The sequence below is a fragment of the Klebsiella sp. MS 92-3 genome, assembly GCF_000195655.1.
In the GTDB taxonomy this organism is placed as follows: domain Bacteria; phylum Pseudomonadota; class Gammaproteobacteria; order Enterobacterales; family Enterobacteriaceae; genus Klebsiella; species Klebsiella pneumoniae.
Genome location: NZ_GL882859.1, coordinates 1 through 5,920 on the forward strand (window position 1 = coordinate 1; position 5,920 = coordinate 5,920).

Annotated in this window: 6 protein-coding genes; 2 read left to right on the forward strand and 4 right to left on the reverse strand. The window is 59.9% G+C overall.

What is annotated here, in order from left to right; translation table 11 throughout:
- Positions 1 to 2,001: methionine--tRNA ligase (gene metG / locus HMPREF9538_RS03645; protein ID WP_032457254.1), on the reverse strand; the 2,001-nt coding region annotated here is incomplete at its 3' end.
- Between the two features lie 153 nt (positions 2,002 to 2,154).
- Between metG and apbC the strand changes: the two genes are divergently transcribed.
- Complete coding sequence (gene apbC / locus HMPREF9538_RS03640; RefSeq protein ID WP_002912751.1) at positions 2,155 to 3,264, forward strand: iron-sulfur cluster carrier protein ApbC; 1,110 nt, start codon at positions 2,155 to 2,157, stop codon at positions 3,262 to 3,264.
- Here apbC and HMPREF9538_RS03635 read toward each other — a convergent pair.
- Together HMPREF9538_RS03635 and HMPREF9538_RS03630 are read right to left on the reverse strand one after the other, a co-directional pair.
- On the reverse strand, positions 3,261 to 3,725 hold the full coding sequence (locus HMPREF9538_RS03635; protein ID WP_004890760.1) for a GNAT family N-acetyltransferase: 465 nt from the start codon (positions 3,723 to 3,725) through the stop codon (positions 3,261 to 3,263). The two genes, apbC and HMPREF9538_RS03635, sit on opposite strands and share 4 nt — an antisense overlap.
- Positions 3,697 to 4,014: an RcnB family protein gene (locus tag HMPREF9538_RS03630; protein WP_002912749.1), complete on the reverse strand. Its 318-nt coding sequence runs from the start codon at positions 4,012 to 4,014 to the stop codon at positions 3,697 to 3,699. Before HMPREF9538_RS03630 ends, HMPREF9538_RS03635 begins: the two co-directional genes overlap by 29 nt.
- Before the next feature lie 183 nt (positions 4,015 to 4,197).
- Here HMPREF9538_RS03630 and HMPREF9538_RS03625 point away from each other — a divergent pair, with 183 nt between their 5' ends.
- Positions 4,198 to 5,097, forward strand: coding sequence for a LysR family transcriptional regulator (locus HMPREF9538_RS03625; protein WP_004149074.1), 900 nt, complete (start codon positions 4,198 to 4,200; stop codon positions 5,095 to 5,097).
- Here the strand turns inward: HMPREF9538_RS03625 and HMPREF9538_RS30585 are convergent.
- On the reverse strand, positions 5,087 to 5,920 hold an 834-nt coding region (locus tag HMPREF9538_RS30585; protein WP_009486179.1), incomplete at its 5' end, for an NCS2 family permease. The two genes, HMPREF9538_RS03625 and HMPREF9538_RS30585, sit on opposite strands and share 11 nt — an antisense overlap.

Genomic DNA, 5,920 nt, shown 5'->3' on the forward strand with positions numbered 1-5,920 from the left:
GTCAGGGCTTAACAGGAAGATATCCTTCCCGCCAGGGCCGGCGGCCATCACCATGCCCTCGGAGATGCCGAAGCGCATTTTGCGCGGCGCCAGGTTGGCGACCATCACCGTCAGGCGACCAATCAGCGGCTGCGGATCCGGGTAAGCGGAGCGGATACCGGAGAAGACATTGCGTTTTTCGCCGCCGAGATCCAGCGTCAGGCGCAGCAGCTTGTCGGAGCCCTCGACGAATTCCGCGTTTTCAATCAGCGCCACGCGCAGATCGACTTTGGCGAAATCGTCAAAGGTGATGGTCTCCTGAATCGGATCGTCCGCCAGCGGACCGGTGACCGGCGCCGCGGTGGCTTTCACCTCTTCTTTAGAAGCTTCTACCAGGGCTTCCACCTGTTTCATCTCGATGCGGTTGTACAGCGCCTTGAACGGATTCACCTTATGCGCCAGCAGCGGCTGCTGAATGGCGTCCCAGCTCAGTTCGCTGTTGAGGAATGCCTCCGCACGCGCGGCCAACTGCGGCAGGACCGGCTTCAGCCAGGTCATCAGCACGCGGAACATATTCAGGCCCATGGTGCAGATGGCCTGCAGGTCGGCGTCGCGGCCTTCCTGTTTCGCCACCACCCACGGCGCCTGCTCGTCGACGTAGCGGTTAGCCACGTCGGCGAGGGCCATGATTTCGCGGATGGCCTTACCGAACTCGCGGCTGTCCCACGCTTCGCCGATGCTTTCCGCCGCGTCGGTGAAGGTTTTGTACAGCGCCGGGTCGGCCAGCTCCGCGGCCAGCACGCCGTCGAAACGCTTGCTGATAAAGCCGGCGTTGCGCGAGGCGAGGTTAACCACCTTGTTGACGATGTCCGCGTTCACGCGCTGCACGAAATCTTCCAGGTTCAGGTCGATGTCATCGATGCGCGAAGAGAGCTTGGCGGTGTAGTAGTAGCGCAGGCTGTCGGCATCGAAATGATTTAACCAGGTGCTGGCCTTGATAAAAGTCCCGCGCGACTTGGACATTTTGGCGCCGTTAACCGTCACGTAGCCGTGCACGAACAGGTTAGTCGGCTTACGGAAGTTGCTGCCTTCCAGCATCGCCGGCCAGAACAGGCTGTGGAAGTAGACAATGTCCTTGCCGATAAAGTGATACAGCTCGGCCGTGGAGTCTTTCTTCCAGTATTCGTCGAAGCTGGTGGTGTCGCCGCGCTTGTCGCACAGGTTCTTGAAGGAGCCCATGTAGCCGATCGGCGCGTCCAGCCAGACGTAGAAATATTTGCCCGGCGCGTTGGGAATTTCGAAGCCGAAGTACGGCGCATCGCGGGAGATGTCCCACTGCTGCAGGCCGGATTCGAACCACTCCTGCATCTTGTTCGCGACCTGCTCCTGCAGCGCGCCGCTGCGGGTCCACGCCTGCAGCATTTCGCTGAACGACGGCAGGTCGAAGAAAAAGTGCTCGGAGTCACGCATCACCGGCGTGGCGCCGGAGACCACCGATTTCGGGTCGATAAGTTCGGTGGGGCTGTAGGTCGCGCCGCACACTTCGCAGTTATCGCCATACTGGTCCGGAGATTTGCACTTCGGACAGGTGCCTTTCACAAAACGGTCCGGCAGGAACATGCCTTTTTCCGGATCGTAGAGCTGAGAGATGGTGCGGTTTTTAATAAAACCGTTCTCTTTCAGGCGGGTGTAGATAAGCTCCGACAGTTCGCGGTTCTCGTCGCTGTGCGTCGAGTGATAGTTATCATAGCTGATGTCAAAACCGGCGAAATCGGTCTGATGCTCCTGACTCATTTCGCCAATCATCTGCTCCGGAGTGATACCGAGCTGCTGCGCTTTGAGCATGATCGGCGTGCCGTGGGCGTCGTCGGCGCAGATGAAGTTGACCTCGTGGCCGCGCATTCGCTGGTAACGGACCCAGACATCAGCCTGGATGTGCTCCAGCATGTGGCCGAGGTGGATGGAGCCGTTGGCGTACGGCAGGGCGCACGTTACCAGAATTTTCTTCGCGACTTGAGTCATAGTGAGCATTACATCTTCTGTTGTAAAAAGGGCTTCCGATATTACCAAAAGGGCTGTGGGTGCGCCATAAATGGCTGCCCATATATGGATAATCGTTACCTGTGATAAACTCTGTGATTACTGAAAGCATCTCAAAACAACAAAGGAGTCGGGATGAATTCGCAATCCCAGGCCAAATCCCCTGAGCGCCTACGTGCGATGGTCGCCGGGACGCTGGCCAATTTCCAGCACCCAACCCTGAAGCATAATCTCACCGCCCTTAAGGCGCTGCACCATGTCGCCTGGCTGGACGATACCGTCCATATTGAACTGCAAATGCCGTTCGTCTGGAGCAGCGCCTTCGAAGCGCTGAAAGAGCAGTGCAGCGCCGAACTGCTGCGCATCACCGGCGCGAAGGCCATCGACTGGAAGCTGACCCACAGCATCGCGACCCTCAAGCGGGTGAAAAACCAGCCCGGGGTCAACGGCGTGAAAAACATTATCGCCATCAGCTCCGGCAAAGGCGGCGTCGGTAAATCTTCTACTGCCGTAAACCTGGCGCTGGCCCTGGCGGCGGAAGGGGCGAAGGTGGGCATTCTGGATGCCGATATCTATGGTCCGTCGATTCCGACCATGCTGGGTGCGGAAGACAGCCGCCCGACCTCGCCGGACGGCACTCATATGGCGCCGATCATGAAATATGGTCTGGCAACCAACTCCATCGGTTACCTGGTGACCGACGACAACGCCATGGTCTGGCGTGGGCCGATGGCCAGCAAGGCACTGATGCAGATGCTGCAGGAGACGCTGTGGCCGGATCTTGATTACCTGGTGCTGGATATGCCGCCGGGCACCGGCGACATCCAGCTGACCCTGGCGCAGAACATCCCGGTCACCGGCGCGGTGGTGGTCACCACGCCGCAGGACATCGCGCTGATCGACGCCAAAAAAGGCATCGTGATGTTCGAGAAAGTGGAAGTGCCGGTGCTGGGGATCGTGGAAAACATGAGCATGCATATCTGCAGCAACTGCGGGCACCACGAGCCTATCTTCGGCACCGGCGGCGCGCAAAAACTGGCCGAGAAATACCACACCCAGCTGCTGGGCCAGCTGCCGCTGCATATTACGCTGCGGGAAGATCTGGATAACGGCACGCCGACGGTGGTGGCGCGTCCGGACAGCGAATTTACCGACATCTACCGCCAGCTGGCGGGCCGGGTGGCGGCCCAGATGTACTGGCAGGGAGAAGTGATCCCGGGTGAGATTGCCTTCCGCGCCGTTTAAGGCCGCGGCGAGCGCATCAGCCAGTATCTGCCCTCGGGCGACGCGCCCTGTGCTTCGATGGTCCAGCCATGACGCTGGTAGAAGCGCAGGGCGTTTTTATTTTCCATCAGGCACTTCAGCGTTCCGCTGGCGGTAAAGGTCCGTTCGACCTGCGCCAGCAGCGCGCTGCCGATATGTTTGCCTTGCCAGTCGGGGTCGACAAACAGATGGTGAAGGAAATTATCGGCGGTCCATACGGCGGCAAAGCCCACCGGCTGGCCGTCGCATTCCGCGACCCACAGCTGTTCATCCGCGGTGGCGGCATCGAAATCTTCCAGCCGCCACGCCGCGGCGGGAAGCCAGGTCCACGATAAACTGCGCGCCCGCAGGAAGATCTGGCGCAGCGCCGGAGAGTCCGCTGGCTCGCCGGGGCGGACGTGGAGATTGCGCGGATCAACGATGGTAGAAGATCTCGCCATCATACACTTTGAGGATTTTGCCTTCGGTATCGGTAATCAGCACGTAGTTACCGCCCATATAGGTCCAGTGGCTGCCGGCGTCCGGCGCAGGCAGGTTACGCTGCTGCCACTGTTTAATGTTGTATTCCGGGGTGAGATACATCGCCGGAACGGTGTCGCCGATGTGAAACTGGGTGAAATCGGCGGTGAACTCTTTCAGCGCATACTGATCGATCCCCGCGGCAGTAGCCGTCCAGCTGGCGCCAGCGGTGGCAAGAAGTACGCCCAGAAGCATCATTTTTGTTTTACGCATAGTTTCCTCAATATTACCTGGACTCAAAATAGCAGCCTCGTATCATTCCTGATGCGTTGCTGAAATGGCAAGCACTGGATTTTTAAAAAGTGTAAGCAAAACGCGGCGCAAGTCTTGTGCCGCTTGCGTTGCAGCGACGGTGATGCGTATTTTGGGAGCAATCTGAAGCAGGGGAGAATCGGCATGTTCAGGCTGGAAGATCTGACCTTATTTGTCCGCGCCGCGGCGCTGGGCAGTTTTAGCGACGCGGCGCGCGAGGCCGGGCAGCAGCCGGCGCAGGTCAGCGCGGCAATTAAGCGTCTGGAGACGATCCTCAATATTCGCCTGTTTGCCCGTTCGACCCGCAGCCTGCGCCTGACGCCGGAGGGGGAGACCTGGCTGCCCTACGCCACCCAGATGCTCGATACCCTCGAGGCCGGTCTGCAGAAGATCCAGACCCCGGACGATGAAGTTCGCGGCATGTTGCAGATTGCCGTGCCGTCGGACCTCGGGCGTAACCTGCTCCTGACCCTGTTCCGCGATTTCCGCCAACGCCACCCGGCGCTGCGCCTGCGGCTGCTCTTTTCCGATCAGCTGACCGACGTGTTTAAAGATCCGGTGGACGTTGCGTTTCGCTATGGCAATAACGACGATGCTTCGTTTATCTCGCTGCCGGTGGCGCCGGAAAATCGTCGGGTGCTGGTGGCCTCGCCTGAGTGGATCGCTCGCCATGGCGAACCGCAGACCCTCGAGGAACTCAGCCAGCATAATGCGTTGATCTACATTTTGCGCGGCCGTCCGTTCGACCGCTGGTCGCTGAGCCTCGACGGCGTGGTTCAGCAGCAGAAGGTCTCCGGCACGGTGATGAGCGACGACGCCGAGGTGATCCGTCGGCTGGCGATCGCCGGGGAGGGCATTGCCTATAAATCGATGCTCGACGTCAGCGACGATCTGCGGGCGGGGCGCCTGCGGCGCCTGCTGCCGCGTTATCAGGGGGATGTAGTGCCGTTGAATCTGATTTGTCCGCACCGCAAACAGCTCTCTGCCGCGGTGCGTTTGTTATATGAAGAGGTGAAATCACATTGTGAAGGGCTTAATGCCTGACTAAGGTCGCGAAGTAATATACCAGCGGGACGGCCAATACCCACAGGCCAATCGGGATCTCCCGCCACTTACCGGCGATAGCCTTGATCACAATGTAAAACAGCAGCCCGCCGGCAATCCCGGTGCCAAAGCTGTTGGCGATAAGGGTGATCATCACCATCATCAGCACCGGCAGCCCGTCGGTGAAGTTGGCAAGATCCACTTTGCGCAGGCCGCTGAACATGTTCAGGCCAATCAGGATCAGCGCCGGGGCGGTGGCTTCTTTCGGGATCATCAACGCCACCGGCGTGAACAGCAGCATCAGCAGGAACATTACCGCCGCCGACAGGGCGGTGAGGCCGGTTTTGCCGCCCGCTTCCGCTGCCGCCGAAGACTCAATCAGCGCCGTCGCCGCCGGAATGCCCACCCACGGGCCGAGCGCGGCGGCAATCGAATCGACCATGAACGGGCGATTAATCTGCGGCATGTTGCCTTCTTCATCCAGCAGACCCGCCTCGCCGCCCACCGCCAGCGTTGTCCCCATGGTGGAGAAAAACTCAGATGCGAAAAAGACGAACAGGAACGGCAGGAAGGCGATGTTTAACGCCCCCAGCAGGTCAACCTGTCCCAGCACCGGCGCCAGCGAGTGGGGGGCATCGATAAAATGCGTCGGCAGTTTAGTCACGCCGAACGGGATACCCACCAGCGTGGCGCACAAAATAGCCCACAAAATCGCGCCCGGTACCTTACGCGCCTGGAGGGCTATCGCCAGGAACAGGCCGCACAGCGCCACCAGCGCGCCGGGGGCGAGAAAGTCGCCGAGCATCAGGGCGTTGGGGTTTTT

Coding starts and splice junctions, on each gene's coding strand:
- apbC (WP_002912751.1), top strand. CDS start 2,155: ATGAATTCGCAATCCCAGGCCAAATCCCCTGAGCGCCTACGTGCGATG.
- HMPREF9538_RS03635 (WP_004890760.1), bottom strand. CDS start 3,725: ATGATGGCGAGATCTTCTACCATCGTTGATCCGCGCAATCTCCACGTC.
- HMPREF9538_RS03630 (WP_002912749.1), bottom strand. CDS start 4,014: ATGCGTAAAACAAAAATGATGCTTCTGGGCGTACTTCTTGCCACCGCT.
- HMPREF9538_RS03625 (WP_004149074.1), top strand. CDS start 4,198: ATGTTCAGGCTGGAAGATCTGACCTTATTTGTCCGCGCCGCGGCGCTG.